Raw genomic sequence first — 23,850 nt, forward strand, 5'->3', positions numbered from 1 at the left:
ACGCCACATTTTAGTAGCGTTTAAGTTGATCCATTATACAATTTTCAAACAGGATTTCTTGAATTTTTAGGGAATTTCTTTATGTTTGCTGATTAGCTAACTCTCGGTTTGCTGGCAAATTTTTGTAATCAGCAGCAAATTTTACAATTGCTAAATGACAACTTTTCCATTCCCCTCTTACTGATACACCCAACATTTCACAATATCCACCACGTCTTCCAGTTAATTTGTAGTAATGACAACACCTACAGGTTGAGGCTGTGCTGTTTGACGCTTTCATAGAGGACATTTCCTGTTTATTTTTATTAGCAATTTATTGTGCCGATTTGAGTAAATTATGCAAGAGTTTTTTTCAGATCACGCATAATTAGTTGAGTTTGTACGCAAAAAATTGCATTTGTTTATATAACTTTACAATAAGCTATGAACAAATGTATTGCTGTTTACAATCTTGGGGAAAATAGCTTTTAATTAATTTTTCATACAGCAAAACTATTGCAGCTGTCGGTGTTCTAGAATACTATTTGTGCTTTAGCAGGGAAATTGGGAAATAGTTTCTCTTCCTGGTACATAAGCTGCTTTTGGTTCTCAACCTGCTCACAGGAAAACAGCGATCGGGAAGAACAGATATAATTGTTGAAATTGGACGGGGCAAGGGTAGCGATCGATCTAATAGATTTCCGCTACCTCCAGTAGATCAGATTTTGGCTAGAGGAATAAATTTGTGCGTCTCACTAAAAAGAACTTACCAGATTTATCAACTTCAGGATAATTTTTGTAAAAATCCCTTTTTTCTTTGATTTTTATATAGATATACTTTTATACAGACAGGAAAGAAAAGGCAAACCTTTGCTACATTCGGGAGCTAGCTGGACTCAAGATTGTTAGTGAACATATCAACCGAAAACTGAAGGTGTTTAAAATACAACTTGATTGCAGGTCTAGACAACTGTGAACTCACTCTACCTGGAAGCAAAGCTTTCGCCTCAATCCGGTAATTTTCTTTCAATAAATTCTAAATATACACAGCTGGAACTATCATGAAAGACTTTACTGATTTGGTTCAAAAAACTTTTTACTTTGGAGTTGGAGTAGCTAGCTTGGCTGCTGAGGAGACGACTAAAAACCTCAAAGAACTGGGAGAGCAAGCGCAAAAACTAGCAAATGAATTGATCGATGAAGGTAAAATTGCGTGTGAAAAAATTTCCCAAGATTTTGACAATGTAGTTGGGAGAGAGAATATCGGCAGCCAGCAACAAAATGTTAGTCCTCAACCCAGCGAAAAACTAAAGAAAAAGCTCCTGACTCTTGTAAAGGGTGATTTAGATACAGGGTTGCGGCTAGTCAATGCAGAAAAACTGAAAAATCCTGGTAGGTCAGAAGACTGGTATTGGGAGAAAGTCATTTACAGCTACGAACGCGATCTCGATTAATCGCTATCCCAGCGCCGATCGTCTTCAAGTCCTTCGAGAATCATTGCCGCGATATGCCTATGGCAGGCTACGCCAACGCATCTTGTTCACTAGCAGGCAAGGTTTTTAATTTGGCGATTGCTAAAGAGTACGCTGGGCGATACGCAAGAGAGCACCCTGCGCGATCGCATTTGAAGAGAAATAGTCAGTAAACAGAAGAAATGCGATCTCTAAAGATGAATGATTTGAGATGTTCCCTTTGATTAAAATGAAAACAGACAAAGGCAAGGGTAACTTTCCATGATTAGTTAGGAGCTTATGATGAGCGTGCTGGTTTCTGATGAAATTTTGCAAGCAGCCAATATGTCGGAGTCTGACTTAAAGCTAGAGTTGGCAATCTTACTATATCAACAGCAAAAACTTGGACTCAGTAAAGCACGAGAATTGGCAGAAATGCCCTTGATTGAATTTCAGCGAGAGTTAGCACAGCGGCAAATCCCAGTATTTGATGATATGGCAGGATTTGAGTCAGAAATTGCTCAACTTAGAGCTTTGGGGGATTTGTGAGGGTTGTTTGTAATACTTCACCTATTACTAATCTAGCTGCGATCGATCGACTTGATTTGCTCCATCAACTTTTCGGTGAAATTGTCATTCCTCAAGCTGTCTACAATGAACTGACGGTATTACCAAATCCAGTTCCGGGAACGGTGGAAGTGCAAACGCTATCATGGTTTCGGGTGCAGCAGGTTGGAGATCGATCGCAGGTTGCAGAATTTCGGCGCAAGGTTGACTTTGGGGAAGCAGAAGCGTTGGCGCTGGCATTAGAGGTATCAGCAGAACGGGTGTTGATTGATGATGCCGCAGGAAGAGCGATCGCTCTGGAGTTGGGGTTGACAATTACAGGGGTTTTGGGAGTGTTATTAATGGCAAAGCAGCGACAGTTAATAGCAGACGTGCGATCGTTGATGGATAGTCTGATGACACAGGCGGGGTTTTGGATCGGTGATGAACTCTATCAAAGGGTGTTGCAGCAAGCAGGGGAGTAGATTTCTATTTGGCGATCGCTAAAGAGCACGCTGCGCGATCGCTCATAGATAGTTAAATCGCGGGTACGGGTCTTCAAATCTGGGATGGATCGGTTGCTGGAGGATGTAACCCCGTTTGAATCCAAAATCGTCTGGTTGCTCGGATAGAATCATTCTCTGGATAGCGTGTATCGTTTAAATCAAGGCGGATGCAGGTTGCTCGACCGATCGGTGTAATCCCTTGAATCACTACTCCGTTATCTAGCCAAATAAAATGTTCCTCCCACTTTTGCTGACGAGGATTGAAAATCGGGACAATTTCCTGGGTTTCTGGATCGACGCTAGCCACAAAGTTATACCGTCTCTCATTACAACGACGACAGGCAAGTGCAAGATTATTGATTTCGTCGGAGCCGCCCAGAGATTTCGGGATAATATGATCGATCGTGAACCGATTTGCGCTCAAGCGTTCTGGCGAATGACAGTATTCACACAAATAGTTAGCTCGTTGGCGTATGGCAAGCTTTGCTACATCATTGATTGGCATTTTGGGCAGCAAGCATAGCGTTAATATGAGTAAAAATCCGATCCAACTCTCCAATTGTGTCTAATTCTGCAACTTCATCTGGAGTAAGTTGATCCGCTTTCTTTTTTTCTAGCAAACTTTCCATTCGGTTTTGAAGAGATTCACTGAATTTGAATAGCGCCCAATCTCCCACTTTTTCCATCTGAATTTCATGAATTAGTGAGGACGGCTTACCCAGAGTTGTAACCATGTTTACCCCTGTCAGAATGGAATGGATAGACGTTGAACATCTGCGCTTTAACGAGATTATAGCTTTCTTGGCAGTGGCAATGAGATTACCGAATTGAGGGCGTTATCCAACGGGACAGCGATCGCCTAATATAGCGATCGCTGATTTTTTCCCATACCGCAAAGGCTAATTAAGGTGAAATTAGTAGTAACAATCCAGTTTTTCCAGAAGTTGTTAGGATCGCCAGTGGTTTTGGAATTTTTGATTGTATTCCCTGTGCTAGAGCTATCAAAGAATTTTTGGTAGAACGGGGAGTTCAGGGAAAGCATATCAAGCTGGATACTGGTTCACAAGATCCCCTCTACGGACGTATTTATGATGATAGTGTAGGTGAACTGATTTCCACTACTGGACACCATGAAGCAGTTGTAGTTGAAATTGAGGGAGAGGAAATTGTGATTGACAACATTCACCCTGAAGGAATTCCTCGCTCGGTTTGGATGCAAAATCTTTATTCGCCTATTCTGGAAGTTGGGAGAGAATTTCAGATAACAGAACAGATGTTTTAGAGTTAACTTTTTGGGAGTTGGATATGGATAGTTTCTATGATTTATTAAAAAAGATTGAAAAAAGACCTGCCATGTATTTAGGCAGACATTCTATTTTCAGTCTTCAAGCATTTTTGGATGGATACTATTTTGCTAGGCGCGAACTTGGCGTACCTTTGACGGAACAGGAGGCTGAATTTCAAGAGTTTTTGCAATGGATACGTCAGAAATTTCAGGTGGAAACGGGACAATTATGGGCAAGTATTTTGCTTTTCCATTCCGCTGATGAACGCAGTGCAGTCGATCGCTTTTTTAGGTTATTTGCAGAGTTTGTTAATCAGGAAAAAGTTAGAAAATTTGATGAGAAACGGGTTGAGAGTGGCAGGATGTTGTGAGATATCTAAAATAGCGATCGCACTCATTGAAAGAAGCGATCGCACTTGAAGAGAAACAGTCAGTAAACGGAAGAAATGCGTAGGCGTAGCCCGTCGTAAACATCGCTCAGGATACAATGATGAAGTAAGCGATCGCACAATTGCTATTGAACGGCTGGCAATAACCTTTGCAACACAACAAAGTTTATTGCCAGCTGCTCCAATAGGTTTGTTAGACAGGTGTAGGTGTAGGTATAGGCCCATTATGAGGCACAGGGGAAGGCGGATTAACTGGTGTGTCATCAGCCTGAAGCATCAAGTATCGATTGGGATAGTATTTAGCAACCCACATTTGCGCTAGCTGTGCGCGTGTGATGGATTTCAAGTAGAATTTAATCGGAACACCCAAATTACCAGCAAGGGCTTTATTAACATAGTCTTCAAACGCTGTCATTAAGGTATCTGTATCCAGCAGTTTATTTTTTCTTTCGTCAATGGGGGCTAGTCCAGTTACGACAGATTTGATCTCAGCATCGCGAATAGCCAACATTTGTCCACCAGTTCTAGCAGACTGAGCCCTCTCAGCTACAGAAGCCTGTTCGCTGTTAGTAGCATTAGCTGCTACTGCCAATTTATCCATCATTTTTGCAGGATCAAAGTCAGCAAATTTTTGGACACCCATTTGGATCTCATTGGACTTAATAACAGGAATTGATCCCATCGTAATAATGCTTACAGTAGAGGTCAAAGACTGAGAGCTTAGTAAACTTTTCACATCGTTGGCAAAGGACGCATCTATTCCAAAACCACCAGATGCACTAGCAAACCAGTTTCCAGTTTCCATCTGTGCCTGCAATGATGCTGCAACAGTACTCACATTCTGTTTTGATTGAGAACTTGACGATTTAAGAACATGAACCATGCCAATAAAACTGGAGCCATATGTGACACCTGACAACAGATGCAACTTTGCCTCATCTGTAGTACCTTCTTCCTTGGCGATAGTCTGAAAATTTTTCACATCATCAATTTTAATTCTTTTGTCTTTTGGGATATCTCCTTCATCACAAAGAGAATTCCACGCTCTGATAGCCTTATCAACATCAAGCACAAAGGGAGCAAGAAGTGCAGCATCCTTATGGGTACAGGTTACTGTTATAATAAGCGTCCCTTCAAGATCATTTGTTGCTTTCTGGGTTGCCATCTGTGTGCCAACAGCAGTTGTTATATCTGCTGACCTTTTCGTCCCCAGGAAGCTGGTCATTGCGCTTACAAACGCTTTAGCCTGGTTGATTGTGATTTCAGCATTTTGCTTTTGTTGCTCAAACGAGAAATACTGTGCATTCATTCGTAACGAATCAGAAGAGAGAGGCATCTTCTTTATCTGTGTTTTATTATAGTCAATAGGGCTTTCGATACTAGTCGAAATAGCACCAATTGCACCTTTTTTCTCAGCTATTGTTTTCACGCTCTCAGCTCGTTTGGTTGCGTATACCTTGGCAGAGTCAAGAACAGCCTTATCAGCCTCGACCCGTGCCTTGTCGAGGTCACTAGTATCAATACCAAGATTGATCATTTCAGAAATGGTCAAGTCAAGGCTTCTCCGTACCTCAATGCTCGAATTCATGGCATTTTCCAATTCATCAATTGGTCGTTGCAACTCTGATATTTCAATAAGAGCTTTCATCTTTTTTTCAGGAACCAAGTTTCCTAGTGTTAATGATGGATCGTAAGGGATAGACTGTGGCATGGTTTTTATTAACCTCTTATGTAGGGCTTGCTGAAAAACTCATTGAACCTTGAATTTAATTTTGTTCTTTTAGCCTAGTTTTAACAACCGAAATTAAGTAACTTAGCAACTAATTTAATAATCTTCTATCTTCAAGCCTCAAATCATTCTAAAATCGTTATTATGGACGTTATCTGGATCAACATCACGCTTTGTTTATTAAGTACCTGCACAAAATTATTTATACATCCGATTTCTGGTTTTCTATGTGTTTTAAAGGCTTCAGGTTAACCTAATGTGTAATTAGATCGATCGCACTCATTAACCAGTATCTCCAGAGCAGCGATCGACCTAAAAAAACAAAATCCCAAGCAACAAAAAAGTGCGATCGCCTTCCACATCTAAAGAAAGATCGATTGCCTACGGCACGCTGCGCGAACGCACTTTCATCATCCAAACTACAAACCACGCAAAATTACAAACTGCATTGGCTCAAGTTCGAGTTTTACAAATAACGAAGGATTGTTAGGATCGGGATGGCTTAAAATCGGAACCGTACCTTCTTTGCCGTAAAGGAATTTCATTTCACCTCCCTTCTTTTGCAGGTTACTATCAACCATGACAAAATCTGCCCGATGTTCGGTAATCGATGTATTGTAGGCTATCAAAATCTCTTCGTAACCGAGAATTCGAGAAAATGCCAGGGTACAAGGGTGTCCTTGAGGTAAGCCAAAATCACGACCATTACCAGAAATTTCTCGGAAGTACATTCGACCAAACCGCAAAGGTTCTGTGTGTCGATAAATCTGCGCGATTTTGGCAATTTCTTGGTAAATATTGCATTGCTGATTTAGATAATTAACCTGGGGATTTTCTAAATCAAACATCGCTTCCCGAATTAATTCATCATCATAACCTTCACCAGAAAAACCTTGCTCAGTTCCGTAGTAAATACAAGTCATTCCTATCGCACAAAGCAGATAACCTATCCCTGCAATTACTTGTTTATCAGGTGCATCAGTGGCAAATCGCCGTTTGGGATTTGAGCCAATCTGATCGTGATTATCAACAAAAGTTACTCGATATCGTCCCAGTTCTCCTCGATTCAATGCTGAATTTCTGAGCGATTCATATCGATCAATTAAATCACTAGGCTTTTTTAGACCTTTAATAACATTTGGTAAAGTCCAGTAAAGGGGAAAATCTAGGACTGATGAAAGACCAAAATAAACGGTTCTATCACCTACTGTCGTAGCAGTATTAGCACCAATATAACGGTCTACTATGGTATCTTGAGCAATTAATTCACCAAACAGGAAAAACCACTTTTTGCCCAAGCTGTAGGCATATTCTCGTACTGCCGAAGAAAAGCGAGATATCGCCAATTCACCCATGTGTTTTACTGCATCCATGCGAAATCCGTCGATGTCTGCTTCTCGAATCCAGTAGCAGTGAGATTTGATCAAAATTTCTTGCAGTTCTCTACCTGCTCGATCTTCATCATTATTGAAGTCTTTCAGTGACAAAAAATCACCGCGCTGACATTCAGGATAAGCATCCCAATTCCGAACTTGACCCCGGCGATGATAATAATCTGGGTTTCTTAGTTCCTGGGGAATTGGTCGGTCTTGTTGTCGCCAATCTCCGAGAGGAAATTGCCAATCTTGGTAATAATAATAGTCTTGGTTATTAGGGTAATACCAGTTATCTCCTGAGTGATTGACAACGACATCGAGGAAAACTCGTATTCCTTTATCGTGGGCTGCATTTACTAAATCGATTAAATCCTCTTTAGTACCAAAGCGGGGGTCTATATTTAGATAGTTTTGAATTGAATATCCGTGATATTTGTCCGAGTTTGGATTAGGAGCATCGTTGTTTTCAAAAATGGGACTTAACCAAATGGCGGTGCAGCCTAAGTTTTGAATGTAATCTAAGTGATTTTTAACTCCTTTGAGTTTGCCACCACAAAATTTTTTCAGTTGAGCTTGTTTTCCGCTACCAGTAGAACGAGAAGATGTATTAACGGGGATGCGGTTTAAATCATCGTGAAAGCGATCTACTAATAGGAAGTAAACGAACTCTTCTCGCCATTCCCGATCGCAATTCCAATAGCGTTTCCCAGGAATCGGACTTAAATCTATTTCTTTAATTGAAGTTGGATAATTCATGGTTTTATGAAAAAATTAAACTAATTCGATCGCACTCATCAAAAAAAAGCTAGTAAAATCCTGTTTTGAAAAGTTGCCTGCACCTGTCTAGTATGCAAATTCAGTTCGGTCTAAACAACCGAAATTTAGGAATTTAAGAACGAAGTTAAAGTCAGAAAAAGTTTCTTAACTACGGTAATAATGCGATCCAAACCAGAAGAATGAATCGATCCAGCATGAGTCTGCTAAAACAGAATAACGGAACTGTGGTCTTGATAGGCGATCGCACCCATTAAATCGCAACCACTTTGCCATTCTTTCCCTTAACTTCAGCCCTTCACAATACCGAAGTTAAGGAAAGTCCGTTAAATTACTTAACTTTACAAACAGAAAAAGGCGAGTAATATGGGAATAGGTAGGTAAATTCCCATATTCACACCTTGATCTCTGATTTGGTTTTAGTCTGAAGTAGGGCATCGCATCTGTGTTTCTACCCAGAGTTCTTTAAGAAATTTTTTGAATGGGTGCAATTTTTAAGATAACCACCTTTTTGAGTTGTAGATAACCTGGTAGATTTCGGCGCTTAAGCCATGTTTGCAGCGAAAAATGTAAGTTATCTCCTGTTTGCTAGCGCATTTTAACTGATGCACTACAGACGAGCAATGTTGCCGATCGATAAAACATTCATTTATAAATTCAAGAGGTTTCCGATGATACTTCAAAAACGGGGCCGTAAACGTGGTGTAATCCTCACGCAACAAGGATTGCAGAAACTCGAAAATGCTAAATCCGAATCTGAAATGAATGATAATTTTGATAAACGTTATACCCGTGAAGCTTTAGGTTTTCGCACAGGTTTAGATCCAGACACTATAGCAAAGGTATTTGCCTTTGAAGTGGGAGTTGATAAAAAAACCCTCAAGTGCTGTTTCCAAACTTTTAACCTGCAACTTGAATCTGATGATTATCAGTTTGCCAAGCCAGATTTCGATTTTCAAATAGATAATAGAGAAATTCCAACTGCAAATTTGACAGTTCAAAATTGTGTAGATTGGGGTGAAGCTCCCGATGTCTCAGAGTTTTACGGGCGTACAGATGAACTGGCAACGCTTGAGCAATGGATTGTCAAAGATCGCTCTCGCCTAGTCACCCTCTTAGGTATGACAGGAATGGGTAAAACTTACTTATCGGTGAAGTTAGCTCAACAAATTCAGGATAACTTTGAGTTTGTGATTTGTCGATCGCTCTTCCCAACTTCCCCACTCCACGATCTCCTCACAGACTTAATCGCCATCCTATCCAATGGCAAAGAAACTGAACTACCAGAATCATGCGATCGCCAAATTTCTCGACTGATTCATTATTTGCAACATCACCGTTGCTTACTGATTTTAGACGGCGCTGACAAAATTCTCCAAGACTGTATCCCAAAAATGACCTGTCGAGACGGTATCTGTCTTCACCACCCAAATAAGGGCGGATACTGTCAGTTGTTGAGGAGAGTGGGGGAAGCGACTCATCAAAGTTGCTTAATCTTAACTAGCCGAGTTAAATTACACCAAATTACCCCGCTGGAAGGTAAGACAAGACCTGTGCGGGTATTCCGTCTTCAGGGATTACAGGTAACAGACATTGAAAAACTTTTCCACACCAAAGGAAGTTTTAGCGGAACAAAAGATAACTGGAATCGCTTAGTCGAATTCTATGCCGGAAATCCTCTGGTTCTCAACCGAATTGCTACAACAATTCAACAGTTATTTAATGGTAGCATCACTGAATTTTTAGATCAAAAAGTTACTGTTTTCGGTACAGTTCTCAACTATTTAGACCAAGAATTTGAAAATTTGTCGGATACGGCTAAAGCCACAATTCAATGTATGGTAAAGCATTGGCAACCAATTTCTTTTTCCAAGTTGCGCTCCCAAATCGAATCTTCTGTTTCTTCCCAAACACTTCTGGAAACTTTGGAATTTTTACAAGGGCGATCGTGGATTGAAGCCAAAGCAGGTGTGTTTCATATCCAACCAATGTTGATTGAATATGTTAAATCTTCTTTTGTGGAAGAGAAGAAGGGTAATTTTCAGGCGATCGCTTTTCTAGATCAAAAGCCTCAACATCAAGTAGCAAGCTAGTTCTGGCAGAAATACAGCAATTTTCGGTTCAGTGTGTAGGCTGCGTCAGAACCTTATCATGTAATAACATTAAGCTAATTCAAATTTTTCAACCATGAACTACTCAGAAATCATTACCATTGAACCGGGAAAACGCAGCGGTCAACCTTGTATTCGGGGAATGCGAATCACCGTTTATGATGTCCTATCCTACCTCGCTTCTGGAATGACCTATCAAGAAATTCTCGAAGACTTTCCTTATCTGACTCAAGAAGATATTCTAGCTTGTCTTAGTTATGCAGCTGACCGTGAACGGCAAACCTTAATTGTGAAAACATGAAATTATTGTTTGACCACAACTTATCCCCTCGCTTAATCAATCGACTAGCCGATCTTTTCCCTAATTCCAGTCACCTCTTTATTGTTGGGACTTGACCAAGTACCAGACCAAGAAGTGTGGCAATATGCTCGCGATAACGACTATATAATTGTCACCAAAGACGCAGATTTTAACGAAATTGTAATTCGGCGCGGTTTCCCGCCGAAAGTGATTTGGATGAGGCGGGGAAACTGTAGTACTGGAGATATTGAAACAATCTTGAGAACTAACTTTGTTGATATTCAAAACTTCAATCAAGACCAAAACTTAGGCATTTTTACCCTGTATTAAATGTTTTAGGAACTCGGTTTCAGGTGGGTACAAAGGCACAATTACCACTTGTCACGATTTCATTACCTGTTGATCCCCAACCTCTTACCGCTTGATCCCTTATATTTCGCCTGGTAAAACCATAAACTTGGCAAAAATCTGTATACCAGTATACCATAGAAGCAGAACTAGACAGCGATCCCAAAGAAATTACAAGAAAAATTACAAAAGATGGTTTTTTCATGCTGGTTTCTGTATCGATCGCTACACTAGGGCTATAAGGACGATCGATTTGCGATCGTTCTTTCAAATCAAGTTGTTAACAAAATAAGTAGGTATTTAGGATGTTTCCTAATAGTTAGGAAGCATTGACTAGGAGTTTTTTTGCCTAAAACCTGGGCAATTTTATCATTTACCAAAATTTTACTTGATTACCAAGAGGAACTACTCATGGTTAGAGCAATTCAGGAAAGACTTTTCCAATTCGCTAAGGAACAAGCTTTAATTCTGTGGTTTGATGAAGTGGGAATTAATGATATTGCTTTAGTTGGTGGGAAAAATGCTTCTTTGGGGGAAATGATTCGGGAATTAACTGCAAAAGGAATCAATGTTCCCAGAGGTTTTGCGACTACTGCTTATGCTTATCGTCATTTTATCCAAGGCGCAGGATTAGAAGAGAAACTGCGGGAACTTTTCGCCCAGTTGGATGTGGAAGATGTGAATAGTTTACGGGAAATTGGTAAACAAGCGCGGACTTTGGTGTTAAATACTCCGTTTCCGACAGATTTGCGGAATGCTATTGCTAAAGCTTATCAGGAAATGTGTGATCGCTATGGAGAAAACACCGAAGTAGCTGTGCGTTCTTCCGCTACTGCTGAAGACTTACCCGATGCAAGTTTTGCCGGACAACAGGAAACTTACCTGAATGTACAAGGTTTGGCTAGTGTATTACAAGCTTGTCATAAATGCTTTGCTTCTTTATTTACCGATCGGGCCATTTCTTATCGTCATCAAAGAAACTTCGATCATTTTAGCATTGCCCTTTCCGTTGGCATTCAAAAAATGGTACGTTCCGACCTAGCTTCTTCCGGGGTAATGTTCACCATCGACACAGAAACAGGCTTTAAAAATGCCACCTTAATTACTGCTGCTTACGGACTAGGAGAAAATGTCGTTCAAGGTGCTGTTAACCCCGATGAATACTTGGTTTTCAAACCCACTTTAAAAGATGGACATCGCCCAATTTTAGACAAAAGATTGGGAAGTAAAGAATACAGATTAGTTTGTGATGACGGCGGCTGCAAAGACATGAAAAATGAGCGCGTTCCTGATGTGGAACAGCGACAATTTGCCCTAGATGATGACGAGATTTTACAACTAGCAAAATGGGCTTGCGTCATTGAAGAACACTACAGCAATGTACGCGGAACTTACAGCCCAATGGATATTGAATGGGCGAAAGATGGCATTACCAAAGAGTTATTTATTGTCCAAGCCAGACCCGAAACTGTACAATCTCAAAAAGCCGCAAATCTGATTCGCAGTTATGAGTTGAAAGCACACAGCAATATATTAGTAACTGGGCGGAGTGTTGGCGAAGCAATTGGGCAAGGAAAAGCCCGAATCATGCTAGATGTGCAGAAAATTGAATTGTTCCAACAAGGGGAAGTTTTAGTAACAGATAAAACCGACCCCGACTGGGAACCAATCATGAAAAAAGCCAGCGCCATTATTACTAATAAAGGTGGTCGTACCTGTCACGCTGCAATTATTGCGCGAGAAATGGGAATTCCGGCAATAGTCGGTTGTGGTGATGCTACGGAAGTTTTAAAAACAGGTCAAGAAATTACCGTTTCCTGTGCCGAAGGGGAAGAAGGAAGAGTTTACGAAGGTTTATTACCTTTTGAAGTCAAGGAAGTTGCTTTAGAAAATTTGCCCCAAACTCGCACGAAAATTATGATGAATGTGGGCAACCCGGAAGAAGCTTTTCGTTTTGCATCTTTGCCTAACGATGGTGTTGGTTTAGCCCGCTTAGAATTCATCATTGCCAATCACATTAAAGCCCATCCTTTGGCTTTAATTAATTACGATAAAATCGAGGATGATGAAATTAAGGTTCCCTTAGCTAAACTGACAGCCCTTTACGAAAATAAACCTGATTACTTTGTCGATAAATTAGCCCAAGGTGTGGGAAGAATTGCGGCTGCTTTTTATCCCAAACCTGTAGTTGTGCGGATGAGCGATTTTAAGAGTAATGAATACGCCAATCTTTTGGGCGGTCAATTGTTTGAACCGGAAGAAGAAAACCCGATGTTAAGTTGGCGGGGTGCGTCTCGTTATTGTGACCCGAAATATCAGGAAGCTTTCGCTTTGGAATGTCGGGCGATGAAACGAGTCCGGGATGAAATGGGTTTGACGAATGTGATTCTGATGATTCCTTTCTGTCGCACGCCTGCTGAAGGTCGCAAGGTGTTAGCTGAAATGGCGAAACATGGATTAGAAAGGGGTGTGAATGGGTTACAAGTTTATGTAATGTGCGAATTGCCCAGTAATGTGATTTTGGCAGATAAATTCAGCGAAGTTTTTGATGGATTTTCTATTGGTTCTAATGATTTGACTCAGTTAACTTTAGGGTTAGACCGAGATTCTGGTTTAGTTGCTCATTTGTTTGATGAAAGGGATGAAGCGGTGCGAAGAATGGTAGAATTAGCAATTACTTCTGCGAAAAAACATAACCGCAAAATTGGAATTTGTGGTCAAGCACCTAGCGATTATCCTGAGTTTGCTCAGTTTTTGGTAGAGTTGGGAATTGATTCGATGAGTTTGAATCCTGATTCACTTTTGAAAACGCTGTTGATGGTAGCAGAAGTGGAAAAAATGCAGGAATAAAACAAGTTTTAAAGTTTGTTTGAGGACTAGAATTTTAATGGGGAGATTGCTGGTAGTAGTCGCCCCATTTTCTTGTTTTTATTTCTCTTCTCTTAAACTCCCCGGAAACCGATCGGTTTTTCCATAGCTTCACGAGGACTGAGTTTAGCTAATTCTCGACTTGTTTTAGCTTCATGGAGGTTGCCAACAAAACCCAAAATCAACCCAATAAACAATAAACTTCCCCCTAAATATTGCGCTAAAGTAGGAACTTCTCCTAAAATCAAGAAAGCCATTATAATCGCTGCAATTGGATTAAATAAATTGGCTAAATTGAGTTCTGATGAAGTCGCATTTTTTAAACCTGCCAACCAACATAATTGACCCATGACAACAATAATCGCTGCATAGATGAGCATCCATTGCCACAGGAAAGGAGAGAAAACTTCTGCAAAATGGTTTAACCCGTAAAGCCAAATAGCTAATAGGAAAAAAATCACCGTCCCCAGAATATTACGATAAATTGTATAAATTCCCAAGGGAATCGATTGTAATTGTAGTTTACCAAAGACGGTGGAAATGGAACCAATGATAGCAGCGATCGCTACAAAAATTTCTCCCTTGCCAATTTGAAATCCTCCCATCGTCATCATCTGCTCTGAACTTCCTAAAAAAGCAGTTACTATCACCCCAATTAAGGAGATTAAAGCACCTCCACTTGCCCAAAAGTTAACCCGTGAATTTAACAGCCAAACACTCAATACAAGGGTTAAAATTGGTTCGATGCGCCCAATTATAACGATATTGGTAACGTTTGTTTGTTCTAGGGCGGCAAAAATTAGCGCGGGTGCGATCGCTCCTGATAAAATACCTGTAATCGTTAAACTAATCCAATCTTTACGAGTCAAATTTTTGAGAATATGCGGTTGCCAATCTTTATAAAAAATTAGAGTCATTAAACCCAAAGCGCAAATATTACCCACAAATAAAACATTGCAAAGTGAGATCGGATTTCTGCCATTAATAGCATGATTTTCGCCAATTTCAACTATTTTCCGAGTGACTGAATTAGAAGCTGCAAAAATCAAAACAGCAATCCCAAGATATATTGGGCTAGGGACTCTAATTAAAATGTTATAGATTTTATTGGCAACTTTCATGCTGTTAATTAAGGTGATGCTATTTGATAGCCAATTTGGGGAGCAGAATAAATGGAGACAAACACAGCATCTTCATTATTTTCATTCACCGCCCCATGAATCTGGTTTTTTTCCGCTATAGCGACTTCACCAGCATTCAAGCTTTGGCTTTGATTATTACCTAAATAATAGGTCAAAGTGCCTCGAAGCACTACCCAAGTATCTTGTCCATTGGGGTGAGAATGAGCTTGTACAATTTGTCCAGGCTTGACTCCCCAAATAGCGATACTAGAATTTTCAGTCTGAATAATTTCAGTCACCGTAGCGGCTTCTTCGGAGAAACGCACATGAGCTTCTAGGGCAAAAATTCTGGGGTTGAGCATTTTTTAATTACCATTTTATTTAAGTTGAGGACAAGTTTTGTTAGTAAAATCACATTTATAGATATATTGCTGTTGCCAATGAAGGGGAATCTCTAGTAAATCCCTTGCACCAGTGATTCCTTGACCGATAAACAGCAGTAGAGCAAAACAATTAAGAATTATATGAACGGTGCGCCAGCGATTTTGTCTATCCTGATAAATATCTTGGACGATCGCCACTGAAAAAACCATCAATAAAGCAGCTATTATACCATAATAAAAATGCGAAATAAACCATTCATTATCCCGCCGAAATATTTCTGGCTGAAAGCCTAAAATAATCAGTCCCATGCCCGTGAAACTGGCAAAAATACCCCGCCCTAGTTTCCCCTTTGCTTTAAAAACTAAGGCAAAAGAAGCAATGGTTAACAGGAAAATAGCAATGATAAAAAAGACTCGAAAAGGTTCTTTAGTTAAGCTGTTGTTACTGAGAATTTTTGAGAAAATGGGATAAGCCATTCCTAATAGAGTAACCCCGACTACTGCGCCACTTAACCAATTACCGATCGCTACGTGCTCCGAACCTACCACTGGCGCAATTTTACTTTTTTGCCCATTAGCAACTTGCAGACGACGTTGCCGAGTCAGTAGGGCACGATTTGACACAATTCCAATTAAGGGAAATACGACTATAATGGCGATCGCTGGATGTAATAACGCAAAAATATCTTGAACTTCCATGTTTAAATCTCCCTTAGTTCACTATTTATAAGGCAAGTTTACTGAGATCTTGCACTCCTGGAGGTGGAACCTCCCAGATCCTCGTTCCCAGGTTCAACCTGGGAACGAAGAATGGAGGCGGGAGCTCAGGAGTGCAAGAAAACTCAAAATTCCTCCGAAGTTCCCTTATAGCAGTAAATTTTATTGCTTTATTAATAGTTAATTACTTAACTTCATTGGCGGGAAACATCGCTACTCTTCCTTTTTTTATAGCTACAACGACATCATAAGTTGCACAGTAAGAGAAGGTAACATCGTTAGCTTTGTTATAAAGACTTACCACCATACCTGCTCCACCTGGTTGTACTGCTAATGGTAATAAATCACCATAGAAGAATCTTCGCAATTGATCGCCACTACCAACTTGTCCTTTGCTTTTATTAATAATGTCGATCTTTTGCTGCGCCGTCATTTCCTGAGCAACAGCTAAATTTTGACTTTTGAGCAAAAAGCTATTGCTCGCTAAATCTCCCACACTAATAACACTAGCGAGAGCTAAGGAAGCGAACAAAGGACTGAGGGATTTAAGTTTTAACATTTACGTATTAATGGTGAGAATGCCTGATTACCATATCATCATCTATTTAAATTTCTTTGAGAAGTAGGCAAAATAGAATATGCTATATGCCATTTTGGAATAGGTGCAGTATGGATCGAATTGCCTGTATGCAAACCTTTGTTCGGGCGATCGAAATGAATAGTTTTTCTGCGGTGGCGCGGGAACAAAAGACAACCCAACCGACGATTAGTAAACAAATTGCGGCTTTAGAAAAATATTTAGGAGTGCAGTTAATCGCTCGTTCTACTACGAATTTGAGTTTGACGGAAGAGGGTAAGAAGTATTATCAATACTGTCAGCAAATTTTAGAAACTGTTGCGGAAGCTGAGGCAAGTTTAGCAGGGAAAGAACGAGCGACAGGAATTTTACGCTTGGGTTGTCCTGTACTTTTTGGGCAAATGCAGATTGTTCCCCGTTTAAAAGCTTTTATGGCACGCTATCCTGATGTGAAAATCGATCTGATGATGGCGGATCATTTTGTGGACATGGTAGAAGATGGTTTAGATCTTTTGATCCGCATTGGTAATCGTTTGGATAGTTCTCTGATTAGCGATCGCATCGGCACAACTCGCCGCGTTACAGTAGCAACAAAAAGTTATTTTGAGCAAGCAGGAGAACCGCAACACCCAGATGATTTAGTGCATCATAATTGTCTGGTTTATACTCGTCTGACAACGGGCAATGAGTGGCATTTTCAAGGAAAAAATGGGATTATTAAGGTGCGAGTCGGGGGTTCTTTTCAAACTAATAGTTCTGTTGCTATTCGCGCCGCAGTGTTATCGGGTTTGGGAATTGCGATCGCGCCTGTCTGGATGTTTGGTGACGAAATTTACCGAGGCGATCTCAAGGTGGTGTTACCAGATTATCAGCCAACTCCCTTACAAATTCATGCGGTTTATCGTCGGAGTCGTTTTTATCCGGCAAAAATACTATGTTTTAGAGACTTTTTAGCCGCAGAATTCAAGCTCGATCCTTGGGTTTCGGAGTTAGGGGTTTGAGTCCCAAACTGGGTATTTGCGATCGACTCAAATCAATCTATCCACAAAGTACCATTTTTGTCAATGTCTAAATCGTAAAGTTTTGCGAGTTGCTCAGTCCGTAAGATTAACTTTTTTAAAGCTGAACACTCATTATGTAATGAAATAACCTTCATTTGCTTAGAATATGAGCTTAAGTTCTTCTGTAGATTTCCAAACAAACAAAGAGGAATATTAAGTATGGCCGATCCTAGAGATGCAGAGGTCGTTAAAGCCTATAATGGTGATCCTTTTGTAGGTCACTTGTCCACCCCCATCAGTGATTCCGCTTTTACCAAAACTTTCATCGGCAATTTGCCAGCCTACCGCAAAGGCTTATCTCCTATCCTCCGAGGTTTAGAGATTGGCATGGCTCACGGCTACTTCCTGATTGGCCCTTGGATTAAGCTTGGGCCATTACGTGATTATGGCGAAGCTGCTAACTTAGGCGGATTAATCTCTGGTTTAGCGTTGATTCTCATCGCTACCGCTTGTATGTCTGTTTACGGATTGGCTTCTTTCCAAGAAAATGCCAGCACCATACCCAGCAATAATCCTCAAGCTCCTGAGCCACTGAAAACTGCTGAAGGTTGGAGTCAGTTGACTGCTGGTTTCTTTGTTGGTGCAATGGGTGGCGCTTTCGTTGCCTTTTTCCTCTTGGAAAACTTCAACGTTGTAGACGCTATCTTCCGGGGTATTGTCCACAACTAAACCTCTGTCTCTGGTAAACTGACGGAGATTTTTTTATCTGTTGTCAGTAACATGGTCAGATAATCAATTTGGCAAAAATCACTTTAACCTTTTTGGAGATTCTGAAATGACAGGTTCATACGCCGCTTCTTTCTTGCCTTGGATTCTCATTCCCGTAGTTACCTGGCTCCTACCAGCCGTGGTAATGGGTCTGTTGTTTATCTACATTGAGAGCGAAGCTTAATTCTAGTTCTGTCTAAGGCAGACTCGAATATAACTTTCAATTTCTGAAAATCCCTTGCCAAACGGTAAGGGATTTTTTACCCTTTAAGTAGTTGTTACTTCTGTATCTATGGCTATTGATATTTCAGTTATTGATATTTCTACCTTTGTTAAATCTTTTGTAGCTGTGTTTGTTTTAGCAGATGCTTTGGGAAATGCACCTGTTTTTTTGATTTTAACGAAAGGAATGGAACCCGAGCAAAAAAATAAAGTGTTTAATAAAGCAGCTTTGTTTGCTACAGGGGTGCTACTTTTGTTTGCTCTGGTTGGACAAACAGTTCTCAATTATTTACACATTAGTATGGGTTCTTTGCAAGTAGCTGGAGGTCTGTTATTGCTGTTAATTGCTTTGCAAATGTTGGAAGGGAAATTAGATGAACCAATTGTGGAGCCAGAACGAGATGTGGCTATTACTCCTTTGGCTTTCCCTTTGTTAGCGGGGCCTGGTACACTTTCAACAGTCATGGTGTTAATGTCGGAATCTCCTGAAGCGGGTTTAAGTGTTGCTTTGGGAATAATTACTGCCATGTTTATCTCTTGGGTAATTGTCAGGCAATCTACTCGCGTTGACCATTTATTAGGTGCAGAAGGCGCGATAATTATTACCCAAATTTTGGGCTTTTTGTTAGCAGCTTTAGCAATAGAAATTGGCAGTGCTGGAATTCGGGCTTTGTTTTTCATTTCGGCTCCTTAAATTATGCAACTATTCAGCAAACTTTTGAGTGAAGCGGCAACTTCTCTCAAAATTTTGGCTGCTGATGAAATATTTCCTGGCTTTAAATCAATACGGTTCAGTTAAGGATTTTTTTTCCTTTGTAGGGGCGTTCGCGTAGCGTGCCGTAGGCATCAGCATTCGGGCAAAAAATCTAGGTTTTAAGTCATAAATTCTGACCCGAATGCTTCGCCCCTACCCTTAACTGAACCGTATTGGGCTTTAAATAAATTTGAAAAGTCGATGAGAAGTCGATGAGAAGTCGATGAGTTCTCATACACCTAATGAAATATTCCTTGCTCCAAATAAGTAAAATATACTTAGTTGCAGATTTGCTTTGAAAAACCTATTTTCCGATGAGACACAAAGAAACTCGGTAACTTTTCTGAAACTGAGTTTCTAGATTTGTAGTTCATGCAACTAAAAATCACTATATTTAAAGAGCAACAACCATGAAACCAGAATTAAAAGCTAAATTACTTTTATATTGCTGCAAACTAAACAATAACCAAGGCTTTACCACACTAGGTTTGTTAGTCCGCCTTTTGATTTATGGTTCAGCGGTAACAGCTTTGTCATCTTCCTTCTACATTGTTCCCTGTGAAAATTGCCACGAAAATTTATCCCAAATGAGTAGACCTGGCAAGGGAAGGCAAGCAGAAGGAAAACAATATGTTTCCTCAGTCAACAAAGCCCAGCAAGCATATTACACAGAAAACAATCAATTTGTCACAACAAGCGATGATGCAGCATGGGGTAGTTTAGGTGTTGGGATTAAAACACAAACAACTAATTATCGCTACCGCATTCAATCTCCATATCCTAGTAATGGCCCTTTTCAGAAAAAAGATGACAAAATTATATCAGCCAAACCGAAAGAGGTTGATGATTACGTTATGGTGACAGCTGAACCTTTAAGTCCTAAATTGAAAAGCTATGTGGGAATAGTCGGTTTAGTTGGAAAACCAGACGCTGATAAAACTTCTCAGGCAGTTGTTTGCGAAAGTAAAGAAGCAGACTTGATAGTTAAACCTATTATAATGCCACCTGTTCCTCCTTCTGGTTTGCAGGAAGTTGACTGTCCAGAGGGTTTTAGTCCTTTAAAATAGTCCGCTAAACTGATTTTTATCGGTTGTCTTTGAAGAAAAACTTTGACTAGAAACCCAGTTTTTCTAAAAAACCGGGTTTCTTTCACCTTGATTTACGGTAAGACAATCAGAGATCTGCTTACCATTTTTTCGTCATTTAAATAGAATTCAAATTGATAATTACCAGTGATTTTAAAATCATAAAAACACCAAGTATCTAGCTTATTTTCTTCGGGTATAAGAGTAGATATTCCTTGATAAACAGATTTTTCTGAACTATCAATAATCTGACACCTACCTTGGTATTTTTTAGATGTAAGCTGCTGAAACTTTACTTGAAAATACACCCGATTTTTGCCATCTTTACTCAGTGATATCTTTTCTAAATCTTGGTTTGGCTCAGTCTCGGAAAACAATTTTACTTGGCTAACAAAGGGAAGATATAAAGCATTTTCTGTTTTTTTTGCTGAAAACGTTTCACTGCTAACTACAGCCAAAATCATCAAACCAACTGCACCTAATCCTAACAACGTAGGCATCATGAATTTTGGTGGCTTCAGCGGACGCAGCACCGACAAAGGAATCAGCGCATCTAAAGCTTCTTTCGCATTAGCAAAGCGCTGTTTGTAGTTAGGTTCCGCCATTTTTTGCAGCCATTTAATAAAATCTGGATGCAGCTTAGTCACCCTTTGTTTAAAATTAATTCTACCCGCATCATCCATCAAACTACCAATTTCATTAGCATGAGTTCCCGTCAGCAAACAAATTAACGTTGCACCCAAACCATAAAGGTCAGATGCTGCTGTTAATTGGCGATTAAAAAGTTGCTCTGGTGGCATAAATCCGAGTGTACCTTTAACTACGCTACTAACAGCAACTTGTCCGCCACCTATCCGCGCAAAACCAAAATCTACCAGATAAACATTCATCTGTCTATCTACTAAAATATTATCCGGTTTAATATCTCGATGAATTACCTGGGGAATGCGGGTTTGCAAATAGTTGAGAATTTGCAGGACAGCAATAGCTATGTGTTTAATTTGTTGTGGTTTCCATTGACGAGGTACAAGCAAAGATGGAGCGTTTTTATATTCCTGCACCATGCAAAATCCGGCTGAGGTTTGGAAAGAATCCAAATAACGGGGTATGCTAGGATGTTCCAATCCTTTCATCACTTGAATTTCCCGTTGATAAGCGTCATATTCTGACCAACTAGCACCGGAATGAGCAAACTGAAATTGTTTAATTACTACTCGTTTTTGCGAGTTAATTTCAGTTGCTAGGTAGGTGACTCGACCGCCAGCGCGGTTGTGCCCGAGTTCGCGGTTTACTTGATAACCGTAATTGGAAAAATCAGGGAAATTGTGAGTAGTCATTTGTCCTTTGTCCTTTGTTTGTCCTCGTTCCCAGTTGTAGGGTGCGTCAGAACTTCAAATTATTGGTCAGTCACCATAATTTATTTTGTCTGACGCACCCTACAGACTACAAGTTATGGTTTAATCAAATGGGAATAAGAGCGGCGATAATTAGCAATAAATCGACCTCGTTTTAAAGGTTGATAAATCAGCAAATTGACTAAGGGGAGTGTGAGGGATAAAGTCAGAATTGTCATACTGATTACAAATATAAATAGATAATTTTCTAAAAAATATCTCCATTCATTAGAAAGGATTGAGAGATACACAAAGGAGAGGATAAAGCTCATACCAACACATATTCCAACGGTTAACAATGCAATTTGAGCAGCTTCTTTCTGGTGAAATCCTCTCTTGATGTGAGCGTCAGCTACATATCTAATCAAAGGAAAAACTAAAACCTTAATAAATACAAATGCCAAAGTAAGTAAAAAGCTATATATAAAGCTAACAAGAACTGTAGCAGCCCCGATAGGATGATCGTGAGCATCCCAAAGTAAACCAAAAACAATCATCATAAAAATCGTAATAAGCACGATTTTTATTGAAGGGAATTTACCTTCATCTATGCAAAAAAATGCAACTAAAGCTGCAATCAAACTTCCAAATATAAAGGTAATATCAAAAGCTACTCCAAGTGTAAGCAGAAGTGAAAAGCTAATTAATTGACTAATAAAATAAGCCCGCGAAATTCCACTTATATTAACTTTCGCTCCTTCCGCTGTGGCTATCATAATTTTATCTAACAATAAAAATGTAGGTATGAGTACGGGTATAAAAATAATCCTCTCAAAGCTTAACAGATAACCAAGACATCCAAAGATCAACCCAATTAATAGTAACAATAAATAATTAGGTTTTAGTGCTTCTGGGAGAGGAGCAGTTTGAAGTTGTACGGGCAGAGAATAATATTCTGGGTCGGAATTTGTGTGTAACAAAATTTGACGACTGTAGGTTTCATTGGTCAGTAGCTGACTCGTATCCACCGTAATTTCACATTCGATATTATTACTTTCAAATCTCGCCGGATTGAAGGAAATCCAAGCGTGTTCATAAGGGGTATGGGGCGGGTCAGATTTATGTGGCGCAACTGACCAATTGCTGGCTAACAATGTTTCGGGAATTGGGTTACTAATGGTGATGGTTTGTGTAAGTTTTTCCCCCCATTTCGTCGCTGTAAATTCGAGTTTATCGTGGCTAATTCTCACTTTTGGTAGCGCGGCTATATCACTAGTTTTCAGAGCTTTTAAAGCTTCGGCTGCATTGGCAAAACGGTTTTTGAAATTGGGTTCTACCATTTTCTCTAGCCAGTTCATCCATCCCCGTTGCAGTGGGGGCACTAGATGGCGAAATCTGATGTAATAGTTAGCATCAATTAAGCTGCCAATATTTACTGATTTAGTACCTGTCAATAAACAAATTAAGGTAGCACCTAATCCATATAAATCTGATGCTTTAGTGATTTCCCGGTTGAATAATTGCTCTGGTGGCATAAAGCCTAATGTGCCTTTGACTACGCTGCTAACTGTTACTTCTCCTCCTCCCATTCGGGCAAATCCAAAGTCTACTAAATAAACGTTCATTTGTTCATCTATTAAGATGTTTTCTGGTTTGATATCTCGATGAATAATTGGGGTTGGGTGTCTTTGTAAATATACTAAAATTTTTAAAGCTGAGATGGCAATTTCTTTGATTTGTTGCGGTGTCCAACTACGAATTATGGCTAAGGATTGGGCGTTTTTGTATTCTTGTACCATGCAGAAACCATCGGGGGTTTGAAAGGATTGCAGGTAACGGGGAATCTGGGGATGATGGAGACTTTGCAGTACCTTAATTTCTTCTTGGTAAGCTTGATATTCTGACCAAGTAGCGCCTAATTGGGCAAATTGAAATTGTTTGATGACAACAGATTCTTGTGTTTTGATATTGTGGGCTAAGTAGGTGAAACGTCCGCCAGTGGAGTTGTTACCTAGTTGGCTTTTGATTTGATAGCCGTAGTGAGAAAAGTCTGGGAAGTTACTCATGGTTTTCTGGGGGCAATGTCTGACTGTTTAATTTGCTTTTTCCCCTTTGTTGCTGATCTTAACTTACGTAAATAGTGAAAAGATGGGGTTTGAAAAAGTCGATGAGAAGTCGATGAGAAGTCGATAAGCTCTCAATTCTCGATGAGAAGTCGATGAGTG

Annotated in this window: 25 protein-coding genes and 1 pseudogene; 14 read left to right on the plus strand and 12 right to left on the minus strand. The window is 39.9% G+C overall.

Translation table 11 applies throughout. The annotated features are described in order from the left end of the window. Positions 1-79 precede the first annotated feature (79 nt). On the minus strand, positions 80-280 hold the full coding sequence (locus ACE1CC_RS34710; protein WP_413274992.1) for a hypothetical protein: 201 nt from the start codon (positions 278-280) through the stop codon (positions 80-82). A 760-nt stretch (positions 281-1,040) separates the two neighbouring features. Between ACE1CC_RS34710 and ACE1CC_RS34715 the strand changes: the two genes are divergently transcribed. From ACE1CC_RS34715 to ACE1CC_RS34725, 3 genes are all read left to right on the plus strand, one after another. After that, positions 1,041-1,433 carry a hypothetical protein gene (locus ACE1CC_RS34715; protein WP_413274993.1) on the plus strand — a complete coding sequence of 131 codons (393 nt, stop codon included), beginning with the start codon at positions 1,041-1,043 and terminating at the stop codon, positions 1,431-1,433. A 297-nt stretch (positions 1,434-1,730) separates the two neighbouring features. After that, positions 1,731-1,979, plus strand: coding sequence for a UPF0175 family protein (locus ACE1CC_RS34720; protein ID WP_413274994.1), 249 nt, complete (start codon positions 1,731-1,733; stop codon positions 1,977-1,979). Then, the gene (locus tag ACE1CC_RS34725; RefSeq protein ID WP_413274995.1) at positions 1,976-2,461 is read left to right on the plus strand and encodes a DUF3368 domain-containing protein; all 486 of its coding nucleotides are present in this window, start codon (positions 1,976-1,978) and stop codon (positions 2,459-2,461) included. The genes ACE1CC_RS34720 and ACE1CC_RS34725 overlap by 4 nt, the downstream gene beginning before the upstream one ends. Positions 2,462-2,534: 73 nt before the next feature. Here ACE1CC_RS34725 and ACE1CC_RS34730 read toward each other — a convergent pair whose 3' ends face one another. Together ACE1CC_RS34730 and ACE1CC_RS34735 are read right to left on the minus strand one after the other, a co-directional pair. Next, complete coding sequence (locus tag ACE1CC_RS34730; protein WP_413274996.1) at positions 2,535-2,987, minus strand: HNH endonuclease; 453 nt, start codon at positions 2,985-2,987, stop codon at positions 2,535-2,537. Continuing rightward, the gene (locus ACE1CC_RS34735; protein WP_073595551.1) at positions 2,974-3,216 is read right to left on the minus strand and encodes a hypothetical protein; all 243 of its coding nucleotides are present in this window, start codon (positions 3,214-3,216) and stop codon (positions 2,974-2,976) included. The genes ACE1CC_RS34730 and ACE1CC_RS34735 overlap by 14 nt, the downstream gene beginning before the upstream one ends. 218 nt (positions 3,217-3,434) lie before the next feature. On the opposite strand from ACE1CC_RS34735, the gene ACE1CC_RS34740 reads away from it, so the two are divergent. Both ACE1CC_RS34740 and ACE1CC_RS34745 read left to right on the plus strand, forming a co-directional pair. After that, a complete protein-coding gene (locus tag ACE1CC_RS34740; RefSeq protein ID WP_413275028.1) occupies positions 3,435-3,764 on the plus strand; it encodes a papain fold toxin domain-containing protein in 330 nt (109 codons plus the stop codon). Between the two features lie 23 nt (positions 3,765-3,787). Beyond that, positions 3,788-4,138 carry a hypothetical protein gene (locus ACE1CC_RS34745; RefSeq protein ID WP_413274997.1) on the plus strand — a complete coding sequence of 117 codons (351 nt, stop codon included), beginning with the start codon at positions 3,788-3,790 and terminating at the stop codon, positions 4,136-4,138. 211 nt (positions 4,139-4,349) lie between these two features. Here ACE1CC_RS34745 and ACE1CC_RS34750 read toward each other — a convergent pair whose 3' ends face one another. Together ACE1CC_RS34750 and ACE1CC_RS34755 are read right to left on the minus strand one after the other, a co-directional pair. After that, positions 4,350-5,867 (minus strand): hypothetical protein, encoded by a 1,518-nt coding sequence (locus tag ACE1CC_RS34750; protein ID WP_413274998.1) that lies wholly within the window; start codon positions 5,865-5,867, stop codon positions 4,350-4,352. Positions 5,868-6,304: 437 nt separating this feature from the next. Further along, the gene (locus ACE1CC_RS34755; protein WP_413274999.1) at positions 6,305-8,017 is read right to left on the minus strand and encodes an alpha-amylase family glycosyl hydrolase; all 1,713 of its coding nucleotides are present in this window, start codon (positions 8,015-8,017) and stop codon (positions 6,305-6,307) included. Positions 8,018-8,706: 689 nt separating this feature from the next. Here ACE1CC_RS34755 and ACE1CC_RS34760 point away from each other — a divergent pair. The 3 genes and pseudogenes from ACE1CC_RS34760 (at position 8,707) to ACE1CC_RS34775 (ending at position 10,777) form a co-directional block, all read left to right on the plus strand. After that, positions 8,707-10,128, plus strand: coding sequence for an NB-ARC domain-containing protein (locus ACE1CC_RS34760; RefSeq protein ID WP_413275000.1), 1,422 nt, complete (start codon positions 8,707-8,709; stop codon positions 10,126-10,128). 94 nt (positions 10,129-10,222) lie between these two features. Beyond that, entirely contained in the window at positions 10,223-10,447 is a 225-nt protein-coding gene (locus ACE1CC_RS34765) for a DUF433 domain-containing protein (protein WP_413259318.1), read from the plus strand. Next, a pseudogene (locus tag ACE1CC_RS34775) lies at positions 10,444-10,777 on the plus strand (DUF5615 family PIN-like protein). The gene ACE1CC_RS34765 and the pseudogene ACE1CC_RS34775 overlap by 4 nt, the downstream one beginning before the upstream one ends. A gap of 19 nt (positions 10,778-10,796) precedes the next feature. On the opposite strand, the gene ACE1CC_RS34780 reads toward ACE1CC_RS34775, so the two are convergent. Further along, on the minus strand, positions 10,797-11,066 hold the full coding sequence (locus ACE1CC_RS34780) for a hypothetical protein (protein ID WP_413275003.1): 270 nt from the start codon (positions 11,064-11,066) through the stop codon (positions 10,797-10,799). A gap of 140 nt (positions 11,067-11,206) precedes the next feature. Here ACE1CC_RS34780 and ppsA point away from each other — a divergent pair, with 140 nt between their 5' ends. Continuing rightward, a complete protein-coding gene (gene ppsA / locus ACE1CC_RS34785; protein WP_413275004.1) occupies positions 11,207-13,645 on the plus strand; it encodes a phosphoenolpyruvate synthase in 2,439 nt (812 codons plus the stop codon). 92 nt (positions 13,646-13,737) lie between these two features. Here the strand turns inward: ppsA and ACE1CC_RS34790 are convergent, their stop codons facing one another. The 4 genes from ACE1CC_RS34790 to ACE1CC_RS34805 form a co-directional block, all read right to left on the minus strand. Then, positions 13,738-14,784, minus strand: coding sequence for a DMT family transporter (locus ACE1CC_RS34790; RefSeq protein WP_413275005.1), 1,047 nt, complete (start codon positions 14,782-14,784; stop codon positions 13,738-13,740). A gap of 8 nt (positions 14,785-14,792) precedes the next feature. Next, on the minus strand, positions 14,793-15,146 hold the full coding sequence (locus tag ACE1CC_RS34795; protein WP_413275006.1) for a cupin domain-containing protein: 354 nt from the start codon (positions 15,144-15,146) through the stop codon (positions 14,793-14,795). A 15-nt stretch (positions 15,147-15,161) separates the two neighbouring features. Further along, positions 15,162-15,866: a DUF4079 domain-containing protein gene (locus ACE1CC_RS34800; RefSeq protein WP_413275007.1), complete on the minus strand. Its 705-nt coding sequence runs from the start codon at positions 15,864-15,866 to the stop codon at positions 15,162-15,164. Between the two features lie 202 nt (positions 15,867-16,068). Beyond that, positions 16,069-16,443 carry a hypothetical protein gene (locus ACE1CC_RS34805; RefSeq protein WP_413275008.1) on the minus strand — a complete coding sequence of 125 codons (375 nt, stop codon included), beginning with the start codon at positions 16,441-16,443 and terminating at the stop codon, positions 16,069-16,071. A 110-nt stretch (positions 16,444-16,553) separates the two neighbouring features. On the opposite strand from ACE1CC_RS34805, the gene ACE1CC_RS34810 reads away from it, so the two are divergent. The 5 genes from ACE1CC_RS34810 (at position 16,554) to ACE1CC_RS34830 (ending at position 20,273) form a co-directional block, all read left to right on the plus strand. Next, on the plus strand, positions 16,554-17,462 hold the full coding sequence (locus ACE1CC_RS34810; protein WP_413275009.1) for a LysR family transcriptional regulator: 909 nt from the start codon (positions 16,554-16,556) through the stop codon (positions 17,460-17,462). 219 nt (positions 17,463-17,681) lie between these two features. Further along, on the plus strand, positions 17,682-18,191 hold the full coding sequence (locus ACE1CC_RS34815) for a photosystem I reaction center protein subunit XI (RefSeq protein ID WP_413275010.1): 510 nt from the start codon (positions 17,682-17,684) through the stop codon (positions 18,189-18,191). Between the two features lie 106 nt (positions 18,192-18,297). Continuing rightward, a complete protein-coding gene (locus tag ACE1CC_RS34820) occupies positions 18,298-18,414 on the plus strand; it encodes a photosystem I reaction center subunit VIII (protein ID WP_413275011.1) in 117 nt (38 codons plus the stop codon). Between the two features lie 108 nt (positions 18,415-18,522). Next, entirely contained in the window at positions 18,523-19,146 is a 624-nt protein-coding gene (locus ACE1CC_RS34825) for a MarC family protein (protein ID WP_413275012.1), read from the plus strand. Positions 19,147-19,616: 470 nt separating this feature from the next. Then, positions 19,617-20,273 carry a type IV pilin-like G/H family protein gene (locus ACE1CC_RS34830; RefSeq protein ID WP_413275013.1) on the plus strand — a complete coding sequence of 219 codons (657 nt, stop codon included), beginning with the start codon at positions 19,617-19,619 and terminating at the stop codon, positions 20,271-20,273. A gap of 92 nt (positions 20,274-20,365) precedes the next feature. On the opposite strand, the gene ACE1CC_RS34835 is transcribed toward ACE1CC_RS34830, so the two are convergent. Both ACE1CC_RS34835 and ACE1CC_RS34840 read right to left on the minus strand, forming a co-directional pair. Next, the gene (locus ACE1CC_RS34835; RefSeq protein ID WP_413275014.1) at positions 20,366-21,628 is read right to left on the minus strand and encodes a serine/threonine protein kinase; all 1,263 of its coding nucleotides are present in this window, start codon (positions 21,626-21,628) and stop codon (positions 20,366-20,368) included. A 113-nt stretch (positions 21,629-21,741) separates the two neighbouring features. Next, positions 21,742-23,691: a serine/threonine protein kinase gene (locus ACE1CC_RS34840; RefSeq protein ID WP_413275015.1), complete on the minus strand. Its 1,950-nt coding sequence runs from the start codon at positions 23,689-23,691 to the stop codon at positions 21,742-21,744. Positions 23,692-23,850: the final 159 nt, after the last annotated feature.

Source organism: Floridaenema aerugineum BLCC-F46, from assembly GCF_041929345.1.
In the GTDB taxonomy this organism is placed as follows: Bacteria; Cyanobacteriota; Cyanobacteriia; order Cyanobacteriales; family Aerosakkonemataceae; genus Floridanema; species Floridanema aerugineum.